Source organism: Cognatishimia activa (assembly GCF_001458335.1).
Lineage (GTDB): Bacteria > Pseudomonadota > Alphaproteobacteria > Rhodobacterales > Rhodobacteraceae > Cognatishimia > Cognatishimia activa.
On record NZ_CYTO01000009.1, the window covers coordinates 145810 to 169427 of the forward strand.

Annotated in this window: 24 protein-coding genes; 10 read left to right on the forward strand and 14 right to left on the reverse strand. The window is 54.1% G+C overall.

What is annotated here, in order from left to right:
- Positions 1 to 4: 4 nt before the first annotated feature.
- The 7 genes from TA5113_RS05160 to TA5113_RS05190 form a co-directional block, all read right to left on the reverse strand.
- The gene (locus TA5113_RS05160) at positions 5 to 1453 is read right to left on the reverse strand and encodes a TadA family conjugal transfer-associated ATPase (RefSeq protein WP_058315293.1); all 1449 of its coding nucleotides are present in this window, start codon (positions 1451 to 1453) and stop codon (positions 5 to 7) included.
- A gap of 11 nt (positions 1454 to 1464) precedes the next feature.
- Positions 1465 to 2736, reverse strand: coding sequence for a CpaE/TadZ family protein (locus TA5113_RS05165; protein WP_058315294.1), 1272 nt, complete (start codon positions 2734 to 2736; stop codon positions 1465 to 1467).
- 285 nt (positions 2737 to 3021) lie between these two features.
- Entirely contained in the window at positions 3022 to 3675 is a 654-nt protein-coding gene (locus TA5113_RS05170) for an OmpA family protein (RefSeq protein WP_058315295.1), read from the reverse strand.
- A gap of 14 nt (positions 3676 to 3689) precedes the next feature.
- Complete coding sequence (locus TA5113_RS05175) at positions 3690 to 5102, reverse strand: type II and III secretion system protein family protein (RefSeq protein ID WP_058315296.1); 1413 nt, start codon at positions 5100 to 5102, stop codon at positions 3690 to 3692.
- Positions 5103 to 5295: 193 nt separating this feature from the next.
- On the reverse strand, positions 5296 to 6159 hold the full coding sequence (gene cpaB, locus TA5113_RS05180) for a Flp pilus assembly protein CpaB (protein WP_058315297.1): 864 nt from the start codon (positions 6157 to 6159) through the stop codon (positions 5296 to 5298).
- A gap of 148 nt (positions 6160 to 6307) precedes the next feature.
- The gene (locus tag TA5113_RS05185) at positions 6308 to 6526 is read right to left on the reverse strand and encodes a hypothetical protein (RefSeq protein ID WP_058315298.1); all 219 of its coding nucleotides are present in this window, start codon (positions 6524 to 6526) and stop codon (positions 6308 to 6310) included.
- A 125-nt stretch (positions 6527 to 6651) separates the two neighbouring features.
- Positions 6652 to 6867, reverse strand: a complete 216-nt coding sequence (locus TA5113_RS05190) for a hypothetical protein (protein ID WP_058315299.1) — start codon at positions 6865 to 6867, stop codon at positions 6652 to 6654.
- A gap of 414 nt (positions 6868 to 7281) precedes the next feature.
- Between TA5113_RS05190 and TA5113_RS05195 the strand changes: the two genes are divergently transcribed.
- Complete coding sequence (locus tag TA5113_RS05195) at positions 7282 to 8103, forward strand: lytic transglycosylase domain-containing protein (protein WP_245627165.1); 822 nt, start codon at positions 7282 to 7284, stop codon at positions 8101 to 8103.
- Positions 8104 to 8106: 3 nt separating this feature from the next.
- Here TA5113_RS05195 and TA5113_RS05200 read toward each other — a convergent pair whose 3' ends face one another.
- Together TA5113_RS05200 and TA5113_RS05205 are read right to left on the reverse strand one after the other, a co-directional pair.
- Entirely contained in the window at positions 8107 to 9480 is a 1374-nt protein-coding gene (locus TA5113_RS05200; protein WP_058315301.1) for an L-serine ammonia-lyase, read from the reverse strand.
- Positions 9480 to 10178, reverse strand: coding sequence for a glutathione S-transferase family protein (locus TA5113_RS05205; protein WP_058315302.1), 699 nt, complete (start codon positions 10176 to 10178; stop codon positions 9480 to 9482). Before TA5113_RS05205 ends, TA5113_RS05200 begins: the two co-directional genes overlap by 1 nt.
- A gap of 211 nt (positions 10179 to 10389) precedes the next feature.
- Here TA5113_RS05205 and rpiA point away from each other — a divergent pair, with 211 nt between their 5' ends.
- The 5 genes from rpiA to TA5113_RS05230 all read left to right on the forward strand — a co-directional run bounded on the left by rpiA (position 10390) and on the right by TA5113_RS05230 (position 14831).
- Entirely contained in the window at positions 10390 to 11178 is a 789-nt protein-coding gene (rpiA, locus tag TA5113_RS05210) for a ribose-5-phosphate isomerase RpiA (RefSeq protein WP_058315303.1), read from the forward strand.
- Between the two features lie 8 nt (positions 11179 to 11186).
- Entirely contained in the window at positions 11187 to 12542 is a 1356-nt protein-coding gene (gene gor / locus TA5113_RS05215) for a glutathione-disulfide reductase (protein WP_058315304.1), read from the forward strand.
- A 64-nt stretch (positions 12543 to 12606) separates the two neighbouring features.
- Positions 12607 to 13752: an FtsH protease activity modulator HflK gene (hflK, locus tag TA5113_RS05220; RefSeq protein WP_058315305.1), complete on the forward strand. Its 1146-nt coding sequence runs from the start codon at positions 12607 to 12609 to the stop codon at positions 13750 to 13752.
- Complete coding sequence (gene hflC / locus TA5113_RS05225) at positions 13749 to 14630, forward strand: protease modulator HflC (RefSeq protein WP_058315306.1); 882 nt, start codon at positions 13749 to 13751, stop codon at positions 14628 to 14630. Before hflK ends, hflC begins: the two co-directional genes overlap by 4 nt.
- Positions 14631 to 14636: 6 nt before the next feature.
- Complete coding sequence (locus TA5113_RS05230) at positions 14637 to 14831, forward strand: DUF2065 domain-containing protein (protein WP_245627166.1); 195 nt, start codon at positions 14637 to 14639, stop codon at positions 14829 to 14831.
- 82 nt (positions 14832 to 14913) lie between these two features.
- Here TA5113_RS05230 and TA5113_RS05235 read toward each other — a convergent pair whose 3' ends face one another.
- The gene (locus tag TA5113_RS05235; protein ID WP_058315307.1) at positions 14914 to 15237 is read right to left on the reverse strand and encodes a hypothetical protein; all 324 of its coding nucleotides are present in this window, start codon (positions 15235 to 15237) and stop codon (positions 14914 to 14916) included.
- Between the two features lie 387 nt (positions 15238 to 15624).
- Between TA5113_RS05235 and TA5113_RS05240 the strand changes: the two genes are divergently transcribed.
- Complete coding sequence (locus TA5113_RS05240; RefSeq protein WP_058315308.1) at positions 15625 to 17100, forward strand: Do family serine endopeptidase; 1476 nt, start codon at positions 15625 to 15627, stop codon at positions 17098 to 17100.
- A gap of 52 nt (positions 17101 to 17152) precedes the next feature.
- Here the strand turns inward: TA5113_RS05240 and TA5113_RS05245 are convergent, their stop codons facing one another.
- The gene (locus TA5113_RS05245) at positions 17153 to 17698 is read right to left on the reverse strand and encodes a peptidoglycan-binding domain-containing protein (RefSeq protein WP_058315309.1); all 546 of its coding nucleotides are present in this window, start codon (positions 17696 to 17698) and stop codon (positions 17153 to 17155) included.
- A 203-nt stretch (positions 17699 to 17901) separates the two neighbouring features.
- Here TA5113_RS05245 and TA5113_RS05250 point away from each other — a divergent pair, with 203 nt between their 5' ends.
- Both TA5113_RS05250 and TA5113_RS05255 read left to right on the forward strand, forming a co-directional pair.
- Positions 17902 to 18225, forward strand: a complete 324-nt coding sequence (locus tag TA5113_RS05250) for a 2Fe-2S iron-sulfur cluster-binding protein (protein ID WP_058315310.1) — start codon at positions 17902 to 17904, stop codon at positions 18223 to 18225.
- Positions 18225 to 19025: an FG-GAP repeat domain-containing protein gene (locus tag TA5113_RS05255; protein ID WP_082625889.1), complete on the forward strand. Its 801-nt coding sequence runs from the start codon at positions 18225 to 18227 to the stop codon at positions 19023 to 19025. The genes TA5113_RS05250 and TA5113_RS05255 overlap by 1 nt, the downstream gene beginning before the upstream one ends.
- A 64-nt stretch (positions 19026 to 19089) precedes the next feature.
- Here TA5113_RS05255 and purD read toward each other — a convergent pair whose 3' ends face one another.
- The gene (gene purD / locus TA5113_RS05260; protein WP_058315794.1) at positions 19090 to 20352 is read right to left on the reverse strand and encodes a phosphoribosylamine--glycine ligase; all 1263 of its coding nucleotides are present in this window, start codon (positions 20350 to 20352) and stop codon (positions 19090 to 19092) included.
- Between the two features lie 87 nt (positions 20353 to 20439).
- On the opposite strand from purD, the gene xseA reads away from it, so the two are divergent.
- Positions 20440 to 21969: an exodeoxyribonuclease VII large subunit gene (gene xseA, locus TA5113_RS05265; protein ID WP_058315311.1), complete on the forward strand. Its 1530-nt coding sequence runs from the start codon at positions 20440 to 20442 to the stop codon at positions 21967 to 21969.
- A gap of 2 nt (positions 21970 to 21971) precedes the next feature.
- On the opposite strand, the gene TA5113_RS05270 is transcribed toward xseA, so the two are convergent.
- The gene (locus TA5113_RS05270) at positions 21972 to 22361 is read right to left on the reverse strand and encodes a hypothetical protein (RefSeq protein ID WP_058315312.1); all 390 of its coding nucleotides are present in this window, start codon (positions 22359 to 22361) and stop codon (positions 21972 to 21974) included.
- 36 nt (positions 22362 to 22397) lie between these two features.
- Positions 22398 to 23471, reverse strand: coding sequence for an alkane 1-monooxygenase (locus TA5113_RS05275; protein ID WP_058315313.1), 1074 nt, complete (start codon positions 23469 to 23471; stop codon positions 22398 to 22400).
- Between the last annotated feature and the right edge of the window lie 147 nt (positions 23472 to 23618).

Below are 23618 nucleotides of genomic sequence, written 5' to 3' on the forward strand. Positions count from 1 at the left end.
GCTTTTATCCTGCACTCGGTTCATAGATATGCGCAGGCAGGTCATAGCCCCACATGCGGAAACGTTCAGAGAAGTGGCTGCGTACACCGGTCGCTGTAAAATGACCGATGATTTTATTCTCAGGCGTCAAGCCTGTGCGCTGGAAGCGGAAGACCTCTTGCATAGAGATCACATCTCCTTCCATGCCGGTGATTTCGGTGATGGATGTCATGCGACGAGAACCGTCTTGCAGACGAGAGGCCTGTACGATCAGGTTCACCGCAGATGAAATCTGCGAGCGAACGGCTTTGATCGGCATTTCGATACCGGCCATCGCGATCATGTTCTCAAGACGCGATACACCATCGCGTGCAGAGTTCGCGTGGATTGTGGTCATCGAACCGTCGTGACCGGTGTTCATCGCTTGCAGCATGTCGATCACTTCCTCGCCGCGGGTCTCACCCACGATGATGCGGTCAGGACGCATACGCAGCGCGTTTTTCAGACAGTCGCGCGGGGAAACTTCGCCTTTGCCTTCCACGTTTGGTGGGCGGCTTTCCATGCGGCCCACATGGGTCTGCTGAAGCTGAAGTTCCGCCGTATCCTCGATGGTGAGGATACGTTCAGAGTTGTCGATGAAAGACGAAAGCGCGTTCAGCGTTGTCGTTTTACCAGAACCCGTACCACCTGAAACGATCACGTTCAGGCGGGTCGCGACGGCGGCCTGCAGATACGCGGCCATCTCCTCAGAGAACGCACCAAAGTTCACCAGGTCATCAATACCCAGCTTGTCTTTCTTAAACTTACGAATGGAAACCAGTGAGCCATCAACCGCGATTGGCGGGACCATCGCGTTGAAACGAGAGCCATCAGCGAGACGAGCGTCCACATAGGGGTTTGATTCATCAACACGACGACCAACGGCCGATACGATCTTGTCGATGATCCGCAACAGGTGCTTTTCATCTTTAAAGGTGATGTCTGTTAGCTCGAGCTTACCGGAGCGTTCCACAAAAATCTGCTGCGGACCGTTCACCAAGATGTCGTTCACGGTGTCATCTTGCAGCAATGTTTCCAGCGGACCGAGGCCGGTGACTTCGTTGTAGAGTTCTTGGAACAGACCAGAACGTTCCTGGCGGTTTAGAACGATCGACCGTTCTTGCAAGACTTCCGTGGAAATCGCATTGATTTCACTACGCAAATCGTTCTCTGTCGCCTTTTCCAGCGCAGCCAGATTCAAGTTGTCGAGCAATTCGCGGTGAAGTTCCAGTTTGATCTCACCCAAACGCTCTTTGCGTTTGCGTTCTTTATCACTCGCCTCTGCTTTTGCCTTTGCTTTTGGGATCGGTTTGCGCAGAACTGCACGTTCCAACTCCGCTGGATCTTGTCCAGCATCCGCTTCCTGGACAGGCGCGGTTTTTGGGGCCGCTTGAACTGGTTTTGCCTGGGTGTCTTTTTTGTATCTGCTAAACATCCGTCAATTCCTTAAGCCGCCTGGCTGTTGTCCTCATCAAGCTCAAACAAGGATTTTGCGAGCTTTGCGATTTCTTTACGTAGTGGGTTCTTTGCTGCGAGCTGAGCCAATGGCTGGCCGTGGTCGCTGGCTTGCATGACTGGGCGGCCGCCATCGGGGAGAAGAACGTCAATCGCGATATCCAGGCTTTCCGCCATGCGCTTGACGCGGGACTTGCCGCTGAGATCAGTAAATTTCGGCGCGCGGTTCAGCACGTAGCGCAATTTTTCAAACGGCAGATCTTCTGCCTGAAGCGCGCGCTTCATCCGCATTGCGTTCTGTGCCGAACGCATGTCGATTTCAAGGGTCGCGAAGTACACATGAGACTTGTTCAGAACCGTCTCTGTCCATTGAACGATCGTTTTTGGCATATCGATCACGACAAAATCAAAGTGACGGCTTGCCATATCAAGCAAGCGCTCGATGTCTTCTGGTCCGACCATGTCCAATGGCAGCATGTCCGGCGGTGCCGTCAGCACGTTCAGTTTATCATCGAATTTTTGAAGCGCCTGGCCAAAGCTTTCGCTGTCCATGCTTTCGGTGTCTTGCAGCAGCTCGAACACAGCGTCTTTGCGCGGAAGATCTAGGAAAGTGGATGTAGAGCCAAACTGCAGGTCCAGATCGATCAGGCAGACTGAGGGGGATTTGTCTTTCGCGACCGTGGCCAGTTCCCAAGCAAGGTTTACGGCCAGGGTGGTTGTCCCTGTGCCGCCACCTAAACCGTGGGAAGCAATAATGACACCATGGTGCTGCGCACCCGCATTTAAAGAAACCGGGGCGGCCGGTGCTGCCTCAGTTTCAACTTTCGGAGTTGGCGCGGGCAAATCAAGATCAGGCTCGCTACGCATCATATCAACGACTTGGAGCAATTCGCCGGAGGGCGGCGGGTAGGGGATAAACTCATCCGCCCCCATGCGCAGCAATTGATGGAGCAGGGAAGGGGTCACGTCTTCTGCAATCAAGAGGGTTTTGATACCCTTTTCCTTTGCTGCGATGACGATCTTTTTCAGAACTTCCGGGTCATCTTCGTCAAGATCATCAATCGCCAGCGCGATGAATTCGAGATCTTTCGCTTCCGTTTGTTCAAAAAATTGCAGCGCGTCCTCAAATCCAAGATCGCCCCACTGTTCGCCCATGACTTCTTCCATGTCGACAATCAGCAGGTCAAAATTCTGCACATCGCGACAGACCGTGCAGGCCAGGATCGCGTTCGGATCAGAATTTGTCATTTCACTACTCGTCATGCCTTACTTCCTTAGACGATGTCCCAAGATCGGCTCGTATCGGCCAATTCCCGGAAATCACACTCGACTCACGCCGAGCACACTCATCCCGTTGGAAGATTTGTGATGGGCAAACAGGGCAAGATTGGGGCTAAAAAACCGAAATTGTGCGGTATCGTGCGACTTTTAGAAGGCAAATGGGCGGTTATTGCCGAATTGGAGACAATCGAAAAAACCTGCTTTAACAACAAATGGCCCGCAAATTGCGGGCCAAAGTTTGGTAGTCGGTTTATTTTTACCGTTGTCTTATTCGCTCTGAGAGATCGATGGTATTGCGCCTGTCGGAATTGGCACAGCGCTCGCGATATACTCGCGGTAAATCACCGCGGCGTATTTTCCGTCCAAGATATTTGGATGACCATCCACAAAACCTGTAACTTCAGTCACTGTGCGGCGGTTGCGGCGTTCGCGGCCCTCGGTCACGATAATTGGCTGTGTCTCGCCGAAGGACACAACGGCTTCTAGTCGCGACCGGTCAATTCCCTGACTGACCAAATAGGAAACCGCTGCACGCGCCCGGCGCAAACCCAGACGCTTGTTGTAAGCATTGGAACCCACCGCATCCGTGTGGCCATAAACTTTAAAGCGCACTTCCGGGAACTGAGCGATCCAGCCGGCTTGGGTGCGCAACGTGTTTCTCGCCGTGTCATCCAGCGCCGCTGAGTTGAACGCAAAGGTTACAGTGCTTGGTACTTCGTCAGCAAAGCGGCGCGCCAGACTAATTGTGTAGCTGCGATCCCCGTTTTGGATCGCGATATTGTTGGTCGTCGCTGCTCCAAAGGTGCCGTGCACGTCAGTGATGGCGCCCGCTTCCTGAAAAAAGTTGGGGAAAGTTGCGTTAGGATCGTCACATGCGGCCAATCCGAAGAGAGCGGTTGAAATCAAAACGATTTTTTTCATTCCCTTATCCTCTCTTAATCCAAGACGTAGCCGTAAGAGCCACTAAAGTCTTGTTTTGCCACTTCGCCCGCAGCGCCCTTTTGGGGGCGGTTGCCTTTGGAAATCTCGCCAAACAAGAACAAATCTTTTTCAGATGGCGGCATTACGCGATCTGTTGGTAATGCAATCGCTTCACCGCGTGTTGGGCTAACAAGATGCGCGGTAATGACGATCACCAGCTCTGATTGAGAGCGGTTGTAATCGGCACTGCGAAATAAGGCGCCCAATACTGGGATATCGCCAAGCCAAGGGACCTGTGCGTTTACGTCTCGGAAGTCGTCTTCCAAAAGACCAGCAATTGCAAAGCTTTGGCCATCGCGCAGTTCTACTGTTGTGGAGGCTTTGCGTGACGTGAAGGCGGAAATTGTGAAGTTACCATTGGTAAACCCGTTCGCCGCGTCGATGCCGGATACTTCCGTATTTAGCTCAAGATTGATCAAATCGCCATCGACCACGCGCGGAACAAACTGCAGGCTTACACCGAACGGCTTGAATTCAACGGTAATCGTGCTGTCTTCTTGGGCAACCGGTACTGGGTACTCGCCACCGGCGTGGAAGGTTGCCTGTTGTCCCGACAGGGCAATCAAGTTTGGTTCCGCCAAAGAGCGTGTCATGCCTCGAGATTCCAGGGCTTCCAGCAGGACGCTCAAGTTAACCGCACCGGAATTGATGCCAAAATTAAAGGCTCCAAGTGTACCTGGAGATACTGCAATTGGATCACCATCGATCAGCGCCTGGGCGTTACCTGCAGACAGGAACGTGCCGGTGCTGAGACCGTTTCCATCAATTGTACCGTTCAATGATGCGCTGAGCGCTTTGGAAACGTTACGTTGCATCTCTGCGAAGCGGACTTTCAACATAACTTGCTGCACACCGCCGACAGTCATGAGGTTAGACACTCGTTCAGGCGCGTAACGTGCTGCTAGATCAAGCGCGCGTTGCATTTTCTGTGGGCTGCTGGCGGTGCCAGAGAGAACGATGCCATCATTTGCAGTGCGCACTTCGATCTTCTCACCAGGCAAGATCTGTTTCAGGCGCTCTTTGAACTCTGTGACATCTGCGGACACACGGACTTCCACATTGGTGATCAATCGGCCCGATGCATCGAGCAAGGTCAAGGTTGTCGCCCCTGGTGACTTGCCCAACACATAGATGGTACGGTCTGAAAGACTGGAAATGTCAGCGATTGCCGGGTTGGCAATACTGAGTTCGGCGAACGGTGTGTCGCTTTCTACGACAACCGCTCGGTTCATTGGGACCCCAAGTCTCGCATCAGTGCCATTGCGCACCACGCGAAGGGTTTCGGCAACCAAATGGCTGCCTAAAATGGGTGTTACTGCGACGGTTACCCCAAGCAGGGCCGCCTTTAGGAAGTTCCGATATGTCATGTGACCTGCCTCTCCGATCACGCCTCAATTCGCGGTTCTTTTCGTCCGCATTGAAGCCAATGTGCGCTAGTTCGCATTTTTTTGCAAGAATCAATGGCTTCCACGTGGTTTTGCATGTGGGGCAGGGGCAACACCTTGCCCAACAAAAAATGCGCCCTTCGGCAAGGGCGCATTTCTAAGCGTTTGATTAGGCTCAATTTGAGCACGGAATTGGGATTTCAACCACATCGGCACCTCGGCGTGTGCGGATGGTACACGTCCGCTCGGCTTCACGCACTTGAACAACTTTTTTCTCGGCGCGCTCGATGCCTAGAAGCTTGTCTTGGTCGACTTCAATGGTTTCTGCGATAGTGTCATCTTGTGACCCAACAAGCGCCAAAGAGAGTTTCCCCGAGTTCTGTGCTTGGGCCAATGCGGCAACCTGTTCCGGTTTGACAGAAACAGTCACTGTGCGCGCAACGTTACCGTCCACTCCTTCTAGGTCTGCCTTTTGGTCAACCGCAATCAGTTTAACACCGGCTTGGATGAGCTTCGTGAAGTCTCGGCTTCCGTCTTCGCTGATCGCTTCAACAGAACCGGTCCAGTACACATCTACGTGGTCGCCCGGCCGCAAGAAGCCTGATACTCCGCTGGCGACATCTACACGAATTGCAAAGGCGCGCATGCCTTTTTCAAGACGTGTGGTCAAGCCCGCCGCTTCACCAGGTTTTGTAATCTTAACCTGCAAGATTGGTTCGCCATCCTCGATAGGACGCAAGATGTGACGCGGGTTAGAGTTGTTGTTTTTGAAAAGGATATCTGAGTCCGCATACCAGCCATTTGGCAGAGATTCTTTCGGCCATTTGACGAGTTTGACTTTCTCCGGCAACAGCTTGTCGCCGTAGTTCAACTTTTCGGAGGCGACATAAATTTCTGTCAGCTCGATCGGAGGAACGCGCGACTGGCGTTCCTGTGCCAATGCGGATTGGTATTTATTCACATAGCTCTGCGCCATGTGGACAGCGAAGCCCGCAAGGCCGAGCCCAACCAATAATACGACTGCAAACAAACCACGCATGGTGTCACCTCAGATTGTTTTTTTCGGCGGCAAAGCGCCGCGATACTTCGATCTCAAGATTGCAGAGAACTGCGGCAAAATAGCGGTCCACAACCGACTTTTTTCTGACAATTGAGGGACGGTATACTCAGTTCCCTAGGCGTCGAAGTTAGCCGCCAGACGTGCCATCGCTGGCTGTCAGCTGTGTTGTGGTAACGTCCCAATCTGCAACAGTTGCAGATACATCTGCAGATAATTGATTGGTTTCTCGTTCAATGGACGAATAAGCGGCAACACAAAGTCCTACGATGCCTGCCGTCAACACGACCCAGTCGACTGTTACTGCACCATTTTCGTTATGGACAAAGGTTTTAATTTTTTGAAACATCTGCGCTCCCTCTCAGCCCAAAAATCATACACGCACGCTTTCAAGCGCAAGTCCGTAGACGGTAAACAAGAAAGGGCCGCGCCGAGAACGGCACGGCCCCATAAGCATAACTAGGGGGCTGTATATTAGCCGCCTGCTGTACCCGCTGCGATAACTTCGTCAGCAGTTACGTTTTCTGCGGCAATTGTCGCTGCAATGTCTGCGGACAGCTGGTTTGTTTCGCCTTCGATTGCAGAGTAAGCTGCAACACCCAGACCAACAACTGCGGCTGTCAGAACAACCCAGTCAACTGTTACGGCGCCGTTTTCGTCTTTACGGAAGTTTTTGATGAACTTGATCATTGTGTGTCCCGCCAAAGGATCTCAGTAAATTTCAGTTTCACCGCCTCAGGTCCGTTGTTGGCCGTCTCTCTCTTTGGCCTGTTCCCGACTTGGTATGAGCATATATAGCCCTTTGATTGGGGCACGATTTGGGCACGAATGGTGCCTTTTTGGGTAGGGTGCTTTTTCTTGTGTTTTGCTATTTAAGTCATTGATAAATAATAGAAATAAAAATAAATAAAGTTTGAGTTTAATGTTTTTCGCCTTTGGGAATGCACCGATTTCCCGCTAGGGTTGTGAGTTTTTGACAGCTGTTTACCTTAAAGACACGCGGTTTTTCTGGTTCTGATGTGATTATCTTGGCAAACTACGCTCAAAACAGAAAATCGGAGCGGACATTCAATGCAGATCAGGCAACTCGCAGGGATTCTTGGCTTGTTAATTGCGTTTCCCTTTGCGACGCATGCAGAAACCGCTGCCAAAAAGCCACCCCCCTTTCCAGATTTTCAAGCGAAGCGCCTGAAGCCGCCAAGCAAAGACGAGACCAAGCGCATCAAGGTACAGGTCGAAGAACGCGCGAATCCTGCCGTGCCGCCTGCGCCGGGCGTTACTCAGCCTCTGATCCCTCCTGCCGACACGTTGAACACAGCCACTCCGGCGCAATCCCTTTATGAATGGTTCTGGGCAAGCATCGACGCATCACCAGAAACGCCAAATCCAGGACGCTTGGCCGATGCGGTTGAGGCCGTGATTACGCCAGATGGCAAACAATCCCTGCCGCCGCCTCGTCTTCAATCCATGCAAGACATCGCGACGGCCTATGGGCGTGACATTCTATTGGCAACCATTGGTACAGAGGTTTCGCCGGCAATTGCACTGGCGGTCATATATACGGAGTCAGCAGGCAACCCCGCTGCAGTGAGTAAAGCAGGTGCTCTGGGTTTGATGCAATTGATGCCGGTAACGGTTGAGCGATTTGAAGTCGCCGACGCCACGCTGCCGAGCGACAATATTAAGGGTGGCGTCGCTTTTCTGGATGTTTTGCTCAAACGCTATAATGGCGACCCAATCTTAGCTTTGGCTGCATATAATGCCGGAGAAGGGGCTGTGCGTGACCATGGTGGCGTGCCTCCGTTCCCGGAGACAAAAAACTATGTGCCTCGTGTCATGAGTGCTTACTCGGTTGCGCGCGGTCTTTGTACGACACAGCCTCTTTTGCCAAGCGATCCATGCATCTTCGCGCCGATTGCGAACTAAGCTTTAGCAATTTGGAACATTCACCGCGAGACCGCCCAGAGAGGTCTCTTTATACTTCTCGTGCATGTCAGCCCCGGTCTGTCGCATCGTCTCGATGACACTATCAAGGGGCACAAGGTGTTGCCCGTCGCCACGCAGGGCAAGGCTCGCTGCAGACACAGCTTTGATAGCCCCAAGGCCATTTCTTTCAATGCAGGGCACTTGGACCAAACCTTTGATTGGGTCGCAGGTCATGCCGAGGTGATGTTCCAAAGCAATCTCCGCCGCATTTTCCACTTGCTCTGGCGTGCCACCCATGACCGCACAAAGCCCAGCTGCAGCCATGGCTGAGGCAGACCCCACCTCTGCTTGGCAACCCGCTTCTGCGCCAGAAATGGATGCGTTGTATTTTACAAGGCCACCGATTGCAGCCGCGGTGAGTAGGAAGTCTTCGATTTTCGAGGATGTGGCTCCGGGCACGTGATCCAGCCAATAGCGGATTACGGCAGGCAAAACGCCTGCAGCACCGTTGGTTGGTGCTGTGACCACCTGTCCGCCCGCTGCGTTCTCTTCATTCACCGCCATGGCGTAGGCGCTGATCCAATCGTTGATCGTGTGTGGCGCGACAAGGTTCATACCCCGCTCAGCCATAAGCGAGTCATTGATTGCCTTCGCACGGCGGCGCACATTGAGGCCGCCCGGAAGGATCCCTTCGTTCTCCAGTCCCCGATCAATGCAGCCGTTCATCACGTCCCAAATGCGCGCGCAGCCTTTGGCCATATTGTCAGCCCCACCACGCGAATGTTCGTTGGCGCGCTTCATGGCGGCGATCGACTTGCCTGATGTCTGCGCCATTTGCAGCATTTCATTGGCTGACTTGAATGGGTAGGGGACCGGCGCGCCATCATCAGTGTCTTGGCCAGCTTCCAACTCTGCTGCGGTCACAACAAACCCGCCGCCGATGGAGTAGTAGGTCTCTTGTAATATGACGTCGCCTTGAGCGTCCGTTGCCATCAAGATCATACCATTGGCGTGACCGGGCAGGGCGGGGCCGAAATCAAACTTCAGATCATTTTTGGAATCAAACACCAAAACCGGCAGGCCTTCGGGGGCGACGGTTTTGGTGTCGCGGATCTCTGCCAGAGCCGCTTCTGCGTCTTCATGTATATATGTCTCCGGTTTGAAACCGGCGAGACCCAGCACAGTGGCGCGGTCAGTTGCGTGGCCCACGCCTGTAAATGCAAGCGAGCCATGCAAGCTGGCTCTAAGGCCGTGGAACTCAAACGGGCTGGCGCGCATGGCGTCCAGAAACCGCGCGCCTGCCACCATCGGGCCCATGGTGTGGGACGATGACGGGCCGACGCCCACTTTGAACATATCAAAGACTGACAAAAACATTAGGTGGCGGTCCCTACTGGTGGGGTTATGGGTTTCGGATCGGTAAAAGGGTTTTCGCTATAGCCTTCGATCCAACTGGCTTTTTGAATCGAGTTTCGTTTCTCTAGCTTAGCGCAAAGCTCATAGAGGTTCGGCCAATCGGACAGCGAAAACCACGGTGTGCCGCCATTTGTATAGAGTGCTACCCATCGCAGACAGGCGGCTAGATAGAAATCAACCACGCTTGGGTCTTGCCCGTTCAGCCAAATATGACCTTGTCCAGCGGCTTCATTAAGCAACTTTAAAGACTGGGTGAGATTGGTACGGCAGCCGTCGCGCAGCGCAGTTTCGTGACCCTCTGCGATATACTTGCCCGGATAGAAGTGTATCCGAAGGTTAGGGTGAAATGTGTTGGCCACGTAAAACAGCCATTTCAGGAAACCTGTTCGCTCTGCGGAATTCATGCTTGGTGCCAACGCCCCGTGGCGCTCGGTCAGCCAAAGCAAGATTGCGCCGGTTTCAAAGAGAATGCCCTGATCTGTTTCCAATGCAGGGATCAGGCCAGCAGGGTTGATCTCTAGATAGGGCGGTAGGCTCTGTTCGCCCTTACTGCGATCCAGCAACACGTCCTCAAACGGGACGTCCAGCTCAAGCAGCGCAAGCCGGATGATCACAGACGCATTGTCGGGTGCGTAATGAAGGCGATACATGTCACTCATATTAATTCCCTAACTGCTATATAAGGATCGGCAGCTGAGTTTCCTATAGGAAACTTCATCAAGTCCCTCAAGTATGTTCAAAGTGATTTCGCAATTTCACCCGATTTGCGACCATTCTTGCAGGCCTCAAGACATTCCGATCACAAATGCCTCTCGCGTGGGGCGGTTATCTTGCCTATAACCTCTGCAAGTACAAAAAACGGAGTCGCCCATGACCACAGAGTTGTCGCCGATCGACAAGGCCAAATTTGTTGCCGCCAAGAAGGCAGTGGAGTTTGTCGAAGACGGAATGCGTGTTGGTTTGGGGACCGGATCTACCGCCGCTTGGATGGTGCGTTGCCTTGGGGAACGCGTGCGCGAAGAGGGTCTTAAGATCCGCGGTGTGCCGACTTCTACCCGCACCGCGAGCCTTGCAAAAGAGATGGGTGTTGAGGTGGTCAGCCTTGATGCGGCCAAGTGGCTGGACGTCACCATTGACGGCGCTGACGAGTTTGACGCTGAACTTAACTTGATCAAAGGCGGTGGCGGGGCGCTGTTGCAGGAAAAGATCGTCGCAACCGCTTCTGATCAGATGATCGTCATCACTGACGCGAGCAAAGAAGTGGACACATTGGGTGCCTTTCCTTTGCCGGTCGAAGTGATCCCATTTGGCTGGCAGACCACGCAGGCTTTGATCGAAGAAACCCTCGTTTCTCTCGATGTCTTGGGCCGTTCTGCGTCCCTGCGGATGAATGGCGAAAGCCCTTACGTGACAGATGAAGGCAATCACATTCTTGATCTGCACCTCAAGCGCATTGGCGACGCGCGCCAAACCGCGATGATCCTGAACCAAATGCCAGGTGTTGTGGAAAATGGCCTGTTCATCGACATTTGTGACACGGTTGTGATCGGCTATGGGGATGGAAAAGCCCAAGTGCGCGACATAAATGCAGGGACGATAGAAGAGAATATGCTGGACTTTGTGGAAGGCGAAAACCTCTTCGCTGATTTGTCGGACTGAGGAAAATCATGAGCTTTGATTACGATCTATTTGTCATCGGTGGTGGCTCCGGTGGCGTGCGCGCGGCACGGGTTGCGGCGCAAGAAGGCGCAAAAGTCGCTTTGGCGGAAGAAGACCGGTACGGCGGCACCTGTGTGATCCGCGGTTGTGTACCGAAAAAGCTGATGGTTTTTGCCAGCGAGTATTCCGGCATGGTGGAAGACGCACAGAACTATGGTTGGGATATTCAGCCGGGCGGGTTTGACTGGGATAAGTTCAAGACATCCATGCATAACGAGCTGGACCGTCTGGAAGGCATTTATCGCAATATTCTGGGCAACAACAAAGTCGAGACGTTCGACAGCCGGGCCACACTTACGGATGCCCACACGGTTGAACTGTCTGATGGCACCAAGAAAACCGCGAAGCACATTCTGATTGCCACCGGCGGGCGTCCGGTCCTGCCGGAAATCCCCGGCATTGAGCATGCGATTACGTCGAATGAGATGTTCCATCTGGAGAAGCTTCCAGAGAGCATTCTGATCGTGGGTGGTGGTTACATTGCCAGCGAATTTGCAGGCATCATGAATGGCTTGGGTGTTAAGACCACTCAATATTACCGCGGTGCGCAAATCCTGCGGGGCTTTGATGATGAAGCGCGTGGGCTCGTTTCTGAGGAAATGTGCCAGCGCGGCATTGATCTGCATTTGGGCACCAATGTCCTTGAGATGCGCAAAGAAGGCGACAAGATTTGGGTCAAAGCCACAAATGGTGACGAAAACCTGTTTGATCAGGTGATGTTTGCGACTGGTCGCTCCCCGAACTCTAAGGGCCTTGGGCTTGAGGAACTTGGCGTCGAGCTGGGCCGCAAAGGTCAGATCGTTGTGGATGACTATAGCCAAACCGCTGTGCCTTCGATCTATGCGGTGGGTGATGTCACTGACCGCGCGAACCTCACACCGGTTGCGATCCGCGAAGGCATGGCCTTTGTGGAGACAGTCTTTAAAGGCAATCCGACCAAACCAGATCACGAATTGATCCCAACTGCGATCTTTACGCAGCCTGAAATGGGCACGATTGGTCTCTCAGAAGAAGACGCGCGCGAGCAGGAGCCGATTGAGGTTTACTCTACGTCGTTCAAACCGATGCAACAGGCCTTTGCTGGTCGATCCGAGCGTGTTTTGATGAAATTGATTGTAAGCCAGGCGACACGTAAAGTTCTGGGTTGTCATATCGTCGCGCCGGGCGCGGGCGAAATGATCCAACTGGCGGGGATTGCCGTGAAAATGGGCGCAACAAAAGAAGATTTCGACCGGACCGTGGCCGTTCACCCGACCATGTCCGAAGAATTGGTAACAATGAAAACTCCGACCCGTACGGGTTGATTTTCTTTACGCATCACACAGGTTAGAGTGATGCATAAGTGTATGACGAAAGGGATGTACCTTTATGGCTGGTAACAACGGCGGCCCCTGGGGCGGCGGCGGAAACAGCGGCGGTGGGGGGGGTGATAACCGTGGCAATCGCGGCAATAACGGAGGCGGCCGACGCCCGCAGGATGATGGCCCGCAGATTCCTGACATTGATGACCTGATGAAAAAGGGCCAAGACCAGCTGCGCGTCCTCATGGGCGGTCGCGGTGGCGGTCAATCCGGCGGTGGCCGTGGCGGCTCTGGCGGTCAAGGTCCTAGCCTTGGCAAAGGCACGATTGGCCTTGGTGTTGTGGCGGCTGTTGTGCTTTGGGGCATGTCGAGCTTTTACACCGTGAAACCGGAAGAACAGTCCGTCGAGCTGTTCTTGGGTGAATATTCCTCCACAGGCCAGCCGGGTCTTAACTTTGCCCCATGGCCGGTTGTGACCCGCGAAGTCATTCAGGTGACCCGCGAACAAACCGAAGACATCGGTGTTGGTGCACGTGGCTCTGATGCGGGCTTGATGCTGACCGGTGACGAAAACATCGTGGATATCGACTTCCAAGTTGTTTGGAACATCAACGATCCAGCGAAGTTCCTGTTCAACCTGCGTGACCCAGAACTGTCGATCCGCGCGGTATCTGAATCGGCGATGCGCGAGATTATCGCGCAATCCGATTTGGCGCCGATCTTGAACCGTGATCGTGCATCTATCGGTGAACGCCTTCAGGATCTGATCCAGCTCACGTTGGACAGCTATGACTCTGGTGTGAACATCGTTCGTGTGAACTTTGACAAAGCCGACCCTCCCACACAGGTGATCGACGCGTTCCGTGACGTTCAGGCGGCAGAACAAGAACGTGACCGGACCCAGAAAGAAGCGGATGCTTATGCAAACGCTGTTCTGGCGGGTGCGCGTGGTGAAGCGGCGCAGACCTTGGAAGAAGCGGAAGCGTACCGCGCTGAAGTGGTGAACCAGGCGGAAGGTGAAGCAAGCCGTTTCCAAGCGGTTCTGCAAGAATACCAGAAGGCACCGGAAGTGACTCGTAAGCGTCTGTACCTTGAAACAATGGAAGAGGTGCTGGGTCGCGTGGATAAAGTCATCATTGATGAGCAAACCGGTGGCCAAGGCGTTGTGCCTTACCTGCCAATTAACGAACTCAGAAAAGGAGCAAACCAATGACACGTTCCCTCCTAGCCTTGATTGCACTTGTAGGTGCAGTCTTCGTTGCGCTGAATTCCTTGTTCATTGTGGATGAACGGGAAAAGGTGCTGGTTCTGCAGTTTGGTGCGGTTGCTGACATCAAAGAAGAGCCGGGTCTGGCGTTCAAATTGCCATTTATCCAAAACGTCGCGCGTTATGATGACCGTATCCTGAGCCGTGACCTTGACCCAATCGAAGTTACGCCGCTGGATGACCGTCGTCTGGTTGTGGATGCCTTCGCGCGCTACCGCATCGATGACGTGAACCAGTTCCGTCAGGCGACTGGTGCGGCTGGCGATCAGGCGATTGCGGTTGCAGGCCGTCGTTTGGACTCGATCCTGCGGTCTCAAACCCGTGAGATCCTAGGTTCCGTGGCCTCAAATGACATCCTCAGCACCGACCGTGCGGCGTTGATGCTGCGTATTCGGACAGGTGCGATCAGGGATGCACAGGCGCTTGGTCTTGAAGTCATCGACGTGCGCTTGAAGCGCACCGACCTTCCACGCGAAAACCTTGACGCAACATTTGCTCGTATGCGCGCAGAACGTGAACGTGAAGCGACAGACGAACGTGCCCGCGGTCAAGAAGCGGCGCAGCGTATTCGTGCGCAAGCGGATCGTACAGTTGTTGAGCTGGTGTCTGACGCAAAACGTCAGGCAGAGATCATTCGCGGTGAAGCAGACGCAAATCGGAACGCAATCTTTGCGGATGCTTACGGCTCTGATCAGGAGTTCTTTGAATTCTACCGCTCGCTCGCGGCCTACCGCGCGGCGCTGCTGGAGAATAACTCCACCATGGTCATGTCTCCGGATAGTGAATTCTTCAACTATCTGAAGTCTGATCTCGGCGCGCAGTAGGGCGTCGTGATCGCAACGATTTTCTGGGCCTTCGGGCTTGTACTGATCATTGAGGGGCTGGCGTTCGCGCTGGCCCCTTCGCGTATGGAAGAGATCCTAAAGCTTATGGCTGAGCTATCAGCGGGGCAAAAACGCCAATTGGGCGTTTTGTGCGCGGCGCTCGGTTTGTGTCTTGTTGTGAGTGCCCGAGTGCTGGGATGACGCCTTTAAAAGGCGTTTTCCCATTGGTTGAAAGGGCATCAATGAAACGCATTCTGCATTCAACAATGACGCCGTTAGTCTACTAGGACGCGTTCTCTTCTAGCCGCGCTACCCCAAGGTTACGGGGGGTGCGGAAATCGACTGCTAGGACTTTTTCTTGATCAGCATTTAACGCGTTCATCGCATTTCTTAGGTGGCCTGCGACCTCAAAGTGGCCGTCGTTTTCAGCCTCACTTGCCAACAATGGCAAAAGCTGCGCCAATCCAACGCCATTATGTGCAGGTTTGTCGTAAATTTCGTCAACGGCTTTCTGAGCCAGGATGAAATGAGCTTTAAGTACCGGGTATTGGCAATAATGTGCCAGACCGGTCATTTCGTTAAGTTTTTGTGTGAACCATGAGTGCATGTTTTCTCCCCCTACGGTGAACTCACTCGCGCTTTTCTCGTCTCCATTCGGTTAATATTGAATTGATACTTGCCAATTTATTGAAATCTGACAACACAAATAGTTAATATTTTCTCCATTTTAGGTAATTAAATTGCTTGACCGGTGATTTGCTTGAGTTTTTTGCTAAGTGATTATAAATGAACACCTTTTCAATTAAGGATGCACGAGGAAATTTAGTGACCAATCTTGGGTGCAAGGATGTCCCAGAGAATTGTAACAAGCTTTTCACAAGCAATTGAACCGGCGTGCAATTGGTTGTGACAATTAAATGCTGACCTATGTTAAGCAAAGATACCTGTTTCGGGGGCAGGTGCGTAACGAAGACCAGATAAAGGAGTTCAGGGAGTGAAACCACAGGCCGTTTCCGTTCCAATTTCAAAGTCCGAAGACAACCGGGCGGGCTACATCCGAATGATGTGGCTTTCATTTATTGCCATTGTTGCGCTGGTTGCGCAGGCGGTCGTCGCTCAGGCGCGTCCCGATAGTTTCGCGGACCTCGCGGACCAAGTGAGCCCATCTGTGGTGAACATCACCACCTCGACCACCGTTGCCAGCCGCGCAGGGCCGCGCGGCGTCGTCCCCGAAGGCAGCCCGTTTGAGGATTTCTTCCGCGAGTTTCAAGATCGCCAAGGAGAAGGGGAGCGACCACGGCGTAGCTCTGCCTTGGGGTCTGGTTTTGTGATTTCTGAAGATGGCTATGTTGTCACCAACAACCACGTGATCGACGGTGCTGATGAAATCACAGTAGAGTTTTTCTCTGGCGAAATGCTTCCGGCGACCGTTGTCGGCAAAGACCCAAATACCGACATTGCGCTTCTGAAAGTTGAAAGCGAAGAGCCGCTACCTTTCGTGAGCTTTGGCGATAGCGATGCAATGCGCGTGGGCGACTGGGTTCTGGCTGTCGGCAACCCGCTGGGACAAGGCTTCTCTGTTTCTGCAGGGATCGTGTCCCAGCGTAATCGTGCGCTTTCCGGTAACTATGACGACTTCATCCAGACGGATGCTGCGATCAACCGAGGCAATTCAGGCGGTCCGCTGTTCAACATGGATGGTGACGTGATTGGTGTGAACACAGCGATCCTGTCGCCAAACGGCGGCTCAATCGGCATTGGGTTCTCTATGGCGTCAAACGTTGTGACGCGCGTGATTGACCAGTTGCAAGAGTTTGGTGAAACCCGCCGCGGTTGGTTGGGTGTTCAAATCCAAAACATCTCTGAAGACATGGTGGAAACCATTGAAGGGCTAGAAGGCACAAATGGCGCGATCGTCACCAACGTACCTGAAGGGCCCGCGAAGGAATCCGGCATTCTTGCAAATGACGTGATCCTGAGTTTTGACGGCCAAGATGTGGTAGATGTCCGCGGGTTGGTTCGTACTGTCGGTAACACCGAAGTGGGCAAAGCAGTTCGCGTTGTGGTCCTGCGTGACGGGAAAACTCAGACACTTAAAGTGACTTTAGGGCGTCGTGAAGAAGCAGAAGCGGCCGTGCCCGCGGTTGCGCAACAAGATCCGGAAGAACCAACTGAGAAAGAGATTCTCGGACTGACGGTTACGCCGGTGACGGAAGCATTGCGTGACGAGTTGGGGCTTGATCCAGAAGCGACCGGTCTTGTGGTCAGCGCTGTGGATGAAGCATCAAGTGCGTTCGAAAAAGGCTTGCGCCCCGGTGATCTGATCGTTGAGGCGAGCCAGCAGGCATTGCTGTCGATTTCTGATCTGGATGCACGGATTGAGGAAGCTGAAGACGCTGGGCGTAAGTCGATCTTGCTGCTTGTGCATCGCGGCGGTGAGCCCCGCTTTGTGGCGCTTGGTCTGGAATAGCACGCTAGCTATATGTCAAAACAAAGGGCGCTTCGGCGCCCTTTTTCGTGTCTCAGCTGTCTTCACTTTGCTCTCGTTTGACCGCAACCAAACCCAGCTGTCGTGCCGTTTCCAAAGCCAGAATTCCGCTGTCGAGGCCCTGCGGTGCTTGATAGCGCCGGATCGCGGCACGGGTCCGCGCATCCATGACGCCAGAAATACGGCCGCGGTACAGTTTGCGTACCTGAAGAGCCCTTTGCACCGATGCGATGAATTCTTCGGTCAAAACAGATGGGCAGGGGGCTTCAAACCAAGTTTCCCGCCGCTCTTTTACGATGCGCTGTAAGGTTTCGGTTTTATAAATTGCGGGCTGAACCACGGAACCGTCCGTTGAAACCTCCGGAGGCTGGACCAAAATTTGCTCGGTCACCGTTTCCACGACGGCCGGACTAACGGATTTGCCCCAACACGTCCCAGGCGGAGCGCCGGGAGGGGTTCGCCCGCCGCTGGCAAACACATCTGGTTCGCGCAAGGCATCCACATTGCTTTGCAGCCCACCTGCGGTGCAGGCGCTTACGGCCAAGGCGGCCAGCGATATCAAAGCGCGTCGGTGTTGCATGCTCGGCCTCTCAAGGCGTTTTTTCTTTTCATATCTTGTTTGAGGAAAGCCGGAAAGCCTGTCGGCGGAATTTGAATGATTAGGTTTGCGTTTGCTCGCCCTATGCAGGGCTGTCGCAACTGTGAAGCATTCCGCCGAAAAAGAACTGGTCTCTCATTCTCGCCCGGCTTAGATGTTTTCCTGAGACAGCTAAGGAAAGACAAATGGCGAAAATCACTTATGTGGAATTCGGTGGCACCGAGCATACGGTCGATGTGGCACCAGGCCTGACCGTAATGGAAGGCGCTCGCGACAATAACGTGCCGGGCATTGATGCCGATTGCGGCGGGGCCTGTGCCTGCTCAACCTGCCATGTCTATGTGGACAGCGCTTGGGCGGATAAATTGGAGCCCAAGGACGACATGGAAGAAGACATGCTTGATTTCGCCTTTGAGCCGGACCCCGCACGCTCCCGCCTGACATGCCAGGTCAAAGTGACCGAAGAACTGGATGGTTTGAAGGTCTTTGTGCCGGAGCGACAGGTGTAATGAGAGACTTGGCGCAGCACCTGACCCAGAGCAAAGCACGGCGTCAGCCGTTGCGCCAATTCAACCGCTTATTTCGCCGCGCTTTGCCGGTGTCTGCTTTTGTGGCAATCTTGATGATGCCGCTCTCTGCGACCGCCGAAATCAAATCCGCGCGCTACCTTAATCCGACAGATCGATATGGCCACAAGGTGCTTGGCGCTGAGGGCGAGTATACGACGCTAGAAGTCACGCTTCGCGGTGGCAAAAGGCTTGCATTGGCTTGGGAAGACACCGTGGTATTTGAAGATACCGCACCACGGCTTGTCGATCTTGACGGGGACGGCGCACCCGAAGTGATTGCCGTGCAAAGCCATCAAAACGGCGGAGCGCAAGTTGCGGTTTATCAGTTCAAGGATGGCAAACTGAGCCCGATGGTCTCAAACCCATTTATCGGCACGCGTTTCCGTTGGCTTGCGGTCGTTGGTGCTGCGGATCTTGATGGGGATGGCCATATGGAGATCGCTTACGTGGATCGTCCGCATCTTGCGAAAACCCTGCGTATTTTGCGGTTTAAGCAAGAAGGGGATAAAAGCTATTCTCTAACTCCCGTGGCGCAGCGAAGCGGCGTAACGAACCATCGTATCGGGCAAGATTACATTTCTGGCGGCATTCGCGACTGCGGTAAAGGCCCAGAAATGATTGTGGCAGATGCGAACTGGAGAAACATCCTGTCTGTCACCTTCGACGGCAAGACCACTGAAGTGAAAAGGCTTGGCCCATTCACCGGCCGATCAAGCATCACAGCCGCCACAAGCTGTTAAACACATTCTTTTTGGCTAAAATATCCCAGGGTGCGCGAGGGGCAGGCCCCTCGCTCCCGAACCGTCAAAGCGCACGCCAGCCGATGTCTTTGCGGTAAAACCCGCCAGGCCAATCAATTGCTTCAACCATTTCATAAGCGCGATCCCGCGCTTCTTGAAGGCTTGCGCCACGGGCCGTGACATTCAGCACACGTCCACCAGACGCGAGAACCTTCTCGCCATCCGCTTTCGTGCCCGCATGGAATACAACATTCATGCTGTCATTTGCCAGGTCATCAAGCCCACCAATGACTGAGCCTTTTTCATAAGACCCCGGATAACCATTAGCCGCCATAACGACCGTGATCGCATGATCATCCGCCCAGTTCACTTGCGTCTCGGCCAAACGACCTTCTGCGGCTGCATGGATCAGATCAAAGGCCTGCGCCCCAAGGCGCAACATCAAAGCCTGACATTCCGGGTCACCAAAGCGCACGTTGTATTCCACCAAACGCGGCTGGCCATCTTTGATCATCAGGCCCGCATAAAGCACCCCTTGGAAGGGCACGCCGCGTTTTGCCATCTCAGCCATGGTTGGCTTGACGATCTCGTCCATGGCTTTGGCTTCGATCTCTGCAGAAAGAACCGGCGCAGGGGAATAGGCACCCATACCACCGGTGTTCAGACCTGTATCGCCTTCACCTACACGTTTGTGGTCTTGCGCGGTGCCCACGGAAAGCACTTCTTCGCCGTCGACCAGAACAAACAAAGATGCTTCTTCGCCGTCCATAAACTCTTCGATGACAACTTCCGCGCCAGCACCGCCAAAGGCACCACCAAACATATCGTCAATTGCGTCCAATGCGGTTTGCTCGTCCATCGCAACGATCACGCCCTTGCCGGCCGCAAGCCCGTCCGCCTTCACAACGATCGGCGCGCCGTTTTCGCGAATATAGGCTTTCGCCAGCTCGGCGTCGGTGAAATGGCCATAGCCCGCAGTTGGCGCATTCGCAGCCGCGCAGATTTCTTTGGTAAAGGATTTGGACGCTTCAAGGCGCGCGGCCCCTTCCGATGGGCCAAACACCAGCAACCCAGCTTCGCGCAGGCGATCAGCGACCCCTGCTGCCAATGGCGCTTCTGGGCCGATGATCACAAAATCAATCGCGTTCTCTTCGGCAAAGGACGCGACTGCACCGCCATTCTCGATATCAAGGGACGCACATTCCGCGATTTGCGCAATTCCGGCATTGCCCGGCGCTACGATCAAACGATCACATTTGGGGTTTTGCTTTACCGCCCAAGCCAGAGAATGCTCCCGTCCGCCGCTGCCGAGAATAAGAATGTTCATCAAGTCGCCCTTCCACATGACCAAGCATCTTGGCCTTCCGTTGGGGGCGTTCTAAGCTGGGCGCGCGCAGCAATCAAGCGAGGCAGGATGTCAGAACTGTTTGACGACCCACGAGAAGGCGAAAACGCCCCGGAATTCTCGGTTTCAGAGCTTTCTGGAGCGATCAAAAAGGTCATTGAGGGCAATTTCGGCCATGTGCGAATCCGTGCGGAAATTGGACGAGTCAGTTTCCCACGTTCGGGTCACGTTTATCTGGACCTCAAAGACGACAAATCCGTCATCGCAGGCGTGATGTGGAAAGGCGTGGCGTCCAAGCTGCCCATGCGCCCGGAAGAGGGTATGGAAGTGGTCGCGACTGGGCGGATCACCACATTCGGCGGGCAGTCCAAATATCAAATTGTCATTGAGAGCATGAAGCCAGCAGGCGTTGGTGCGCTGATGGCCATGCTGGAAAAGCGCAAAGCACAGCTGTCTGCGGAAGGATTGTTCGATCCGGCACGCAAGAAACCGTTGCCAACCCTGCCAAGTGTGATCGGCGTGGTGACCTCGCCCTCGGGCGCTGTTATTCGCGATATTTTGCATCGCTTGCGGGATCGGTTCCCACGGAAAGTGCTGATCTGGCCTGTGGCCGTTCAGGGCGAAAAATGTGCGCCCGAAGTCACGCGCGGGATCGAAGGGTTCAACAAGATGACCCCCGGTGGGGCCTTGCCGCGCCCTGACCTGATCATCGTTGCGCGCGGTGGTGGTTCCGTCGAGGATCTCTGGGGGTTCAACGAAGAAAGCGTCGTCCGCGCGGCTGCGGCATCTGACATTCCGTTGATCTCTGCTGTTGGGCACGAAACCGATACGACGTTGATTGATTTTGCCTCCGACAAACGCGCGCCCACGCCCACGGCTGCGGCGGAGCTTGCGGTTCCGGTAAGGCTAGAGATGCTCGCTTGGGTGGATGAACAAGGCGCGCGTATGACTCGTGCGCTTGAGCAAGGTGTGACCCAGCGCGGCCAACGGCTGCGCGACCTCGCGCGGGCATTGCCGCGCGCGGAGGTGCTTCTTGAGACACCTCGACAAAGATTAGACCGGGCGGCGGAGGCTTTGCCGCGCGCGTTGCGCACCACAGTTGATACGCGGCGCTTGAAGCTGACGGAGAAAGCGGCCGGGCTAAGGCCCAATAATTTGCGCCGTATGATTGACGGCAAACGCAGCGAATTTGGTCGCCGCGCGGATCGCCTATCAGTGCAGCCGATCAAGCGGGATATTGAGAGCAAAAAAGACCGGCTCGCCTCAGTCTCTCATCGGTTCAAAACCGCCGCGGACGCTCAGATTTCAGTTTGGTCAACAAAGCTCGATGGTTTGGAGCGTTTGCGCCAGACCCTTGGGTATGAGGCAACGCTGGAGCGTGGTTATGCAGTCGTTTGGGACGGAGAGACAGTTGTGACCAACACCAAGGCTGCCGAGAAGGCGACATCTCTTGAGATCCAGTTCGCGGATGGGCGGCATGTGTTGGTGGAAGGTGATCAACCAGCGCCGACAGCGGTCAAGAAAACGCCCGAGAAAGCTGCTCCGAAATCCAAGCCGAAACCCAAGTCAGAAAGCCCAGACCAAGGCAGTTTGTTCTAAGCCTAGACGCCGACATCTGGTCCCATGCAGATCAATTCGTGTTCCACTGGAACCTCAAGCAAAGGCGTGCCGCCACCCACAAAGTCGGCGCGCAACCGACCAGCGTTTAGAGAAAACGTCCAGCATTGCGGGCCATCCACCGCATCATAGACGAAACAGATATTCTCGCCTTCCGGATACCAATACCCGTCCTGACAATCATCTTGTAAAAACGACCAGCGCACCCGCCGATTGCGCAGGTAAGTCTCTGCTCCGGTCGGAACGCCATCGGTGCTATAAAGAATGGTTCGCCCTTGGGTGTAGGCGTCAAACTCTTCAGCGGTCATCGGCGTGTCCGCGAAAGCGGGCAGGGCAAGGCTAAGAAATAAGGGCACGGTTTTCATGAAACGCATGCCCCAGCTTTGCAAAATTAAGTCTGTATTGCGAGGTTAAGTGTTGGCCTGCGCAGCATTTAGCTCAGCGGCTTGCGCGGCGGTCTGACCTGTTGCGGCCAACACCCGCTCATCCATCATCGCGCGCCACAGAGGTGGCCAAAGGGAAATGATCCCCATCGCTGGTAAAGAGCGCGGCAGCATTGGTACGTCATCTTCATCCAGCCGTAGCTCGGTGTAATTACGGCGCGGGTTCATATGGTGATCGGAATGACGCGGGACATTCAGCATCATGGCCGACGAAAAGGTATGCGGCGCGTTCCAGCTGTGTTTCGGGCCAACCGGCTCGAACCGGCCATTGGCAAGCAAACGGCGGCGCAGCCCATAGTGTTGGATATAGTCACTGGCAAGGTGTTGGAGAGTTGCGTAGAGGCAGACGAATAACAGGGAAGCGACGCCCATCCATCCCGCCAAAAGGAACGCGATCACAAGGGTGATCGTCGAACAGCAGGCATAAACGAAATAGGGATGTGTCCATTTCGGCTGCGGTGTGCTGGCACGTTTGCGGTCTTTGTTTTCAGCCTCAAGCCCTTTCACGAAAGAGCCATACCAAGCACGCGGCCAGAAGTGATAAACGCTTTCGCCCATATAGGCGGAGTTTGGGTCCCGGTGGCTGGCAACAAACACGTGATGCACTTTGGTATGTGCCGACGCGTGATGGCCAAACATCAAGGTTGAATAGACGACAACACCCAGTCGGCGCAGCCAACGATTGCCTTTATGGATCAACTCATGGGCGTTGGCATTGGAAACCTGTCCGAAATACTGACCAAAGAGAATGAGGCAGGCCAGCCGCTCCCATAGCACAAGTCCGGTTTTGCCCGACAATGCCAGTACCGCGACAACCAACAAGGCGATATGCGTGAAACCAAGGAAAATAGAGAGGCCGAGACCTGCGGGAAACTCACCATCAGAGTTCTTGCGCGCTGCGGCGCCTTCAATCAAGCGATCCATCGTAAAGACGAAAATGGTCAGATAGATCACCGCCAAAATCGCCCACACCCCTCCGAAGAATCCAGAGAGAGCCAGCAAGAAAACCGGTACTGCCGTTGCCAGGTTAAACCATAGCATGTGTTATGCCTCCAAACGCGCGCGTTTGTTTGTTGTTCTTCTGGCTACCATACAGCGTAATTTAGGAAAATGTGAGACGGCTCAATGTCGCTGTTTTGATTTTTGTGCGCTTCTCGTGTCGTGAATGTCGCTTTTGACCTCTTTGTC

Bases quoted from the DNA above. Each gene is read 5' to 3' on its own strand.
- TA5113_RS05175 (WP_058315296.1), bottom strand. From the start codon at position 5,102: ATGACATATCGGAACTTCCTAAAGGCGGCCCTGCTTGGGGTAACCGTC.
- rpiA (WP_058315303.1), top strand. From the start codon at position 10,390: ATGACCACAGAGTTGTCGCCGATCGACAAGGCCAAATTTGTTGCCGCC.
- TA5113_RS05235 (WP_058315307.1), bottom strand. From the start codon at position 15,237: ATGCACTCATGGTTCACACAAAAACTTAACGAAATGACCGGTCTGGCA.
- cpaB (WP_058315297.1), bottom strand. From the start codon at position 6,159: ATGCGTGGTTTGTTTGCAGTCGTATTATTGGTTGGGCTCGGCCTTGCG.
- TA5113_RS05185 (WP_058315298.1), bottom strand. From the start codon at position 6,526: ATGTTTCAAAAAATTAAAACCTTTGTCCATAACGAAAATGGTGCAGTA.
- TA5113_RS05160 (WP_058315293.1), bottom strand. From the start codon at position 1,453: ATGTTTAGCAGATACAAAAAAGACACCCAGGCAAAACCAGTTCAAGCG.
- TA5113_RS05165 (WP_058315294.1), bottom strand. From the start codon at position 2,736: ATGACGAGTAGTGAAATGACAAATTCTGATCCGAACGCGATCCTGGCC.
- TA5113_RS05270 (WP_058315312.1), bottom strand. From the start codon at position 22,361: ATGCGTTTCATGAAAACCGTGCCCTTATTTCTTAGCCTTGCCCTGCCC.
- TA5113_RS05250 (WP_058315310.1), top strand. From the start codon at position 17,902: ATGGCGAAAATCACTTATGTGGAATTCGGTGGCACCGAGCATACGGTC.
- TA5113_RS05255 (WP_082625889.1), top strand. From the start codon at position 18,225: ATGAGAGACTTGGCGCAGCACCTGACCCAGAGCAAAGCACGGCGTCAG.
- TA5113_RS05170 (WP_058315295.1), bottom strand. From the start codon at position 3,675: ATGAAAAAAATCGTTTTGATTTCAACCGCTCTCTTCGGATTGGCCGCA.
- hflK (WP_058315305.1), top strand. From the start codon at position 12,607: ATGGCTGGTAACAACGGCGGCCCCTGGGGCGGCGGCGGAAACAGCGGC.
- hflC (WP_058315306.1), top strand. From the start codon at position 13,749: ATGACACGTTCCCTCCTAGCCTTGATTGCACTTGTAGGTGCAGTCTTC.
- TA5113_RS05275 (WP_058315313.1), bottom strand. From the start codon at position 23,471: ATGCTATGGTTTAACCTGGCAACGGCAGTACCGGTTTTCTTGCTGGCT.
- xseA (WP_058315311.1), top strand. From the start codon at position 20,440: ATGTCAGAACTGTTTGACGACCCACGAGAAGGCGAAAACGCCCCGGAA.
- purD (WP_058315794.1), bottom strand. From the start codon at position 20,352: ATGAACATTCTTATTCTCGGCAGCGGCGGACGGGAGCATTCTCTGGCT.
- TA5113_RS05200 (WP_058315301.1), bottom strand. From the start codon at position 9,480: ATGTTTTTGTCAGTCTTTGATATGTTCAAAGTGGGCGTCGGCCCGTCA.
- gor (WP_058315304.1), top strand. From the start codon at position 11,187: ATGAGCTTTGATTACGATCTATTTGTCATCGGTGGTGGCTCCGGTGGC.
- TA5113_RS05205 (WP_058315302.1), bottom strand. From the start codon at position 10,178: ATGAGTGACATGTATCGCCTTCATTACGCACCCGACAATGCGTCTGTG.
- TA5113_RS05190 (WP_058315299.1), bottom strand. From the start codon at position 6,867: ATGATCAAGTTCATCAAAAACTTCCGTAAAGACGAAAACGGCGCCGTA.
- TA5113_RS05245 (WP_058315309.1), bottom strand. From the start codon at position 17,698: ATGCAACACCGACGCGCTTTGATATCGCTGGCCGCCTTGGCCGTAAGC.